Annotated in this window: 1 protein-coding gene; it reads right to left on the reverse strand. The window is 58.5% G+C overall.

The genetic code is table 11. From position 1 onward, the window contains the following. Positions 1-16: 16 nt before the first annotated feature. Positions 17-277: chromate transporter (locus ACZ3HH_RS29840; protein WP_465810159.1), on the reverse strand; the 261-nt coding region annotated here is incomplete at its 5' end.

Genomic DNA, 277 nt, shown 5'->3' on the forward strand with positions numbered 1-277 from the left:
CCACTGAACAAACCCATCATAAGCCCGCCAGTACGCCAATCAACGCGCCCGCCGCAATCAGCCACAGCGCATTGAGTTTGCTGCGCAGTGAGAACCAGATGGTCAGCCCGGTGAGCAGGGCGCTGATCCAGTGATGATCGACCGAGCGCACCATGATCCATGAGATGGAAAACATCAGCCCGACCGTCAACGGTGCCAGACCCAGCTTGAGCGCCCGGCCCCAATCTGGCGATACCGCACGATCCCGATAACGAATGTAGAGGCTGGTATAGATGGT

The organism is Pseudomonas sp. PME37.24/025 (assembly GCF_055556615.1).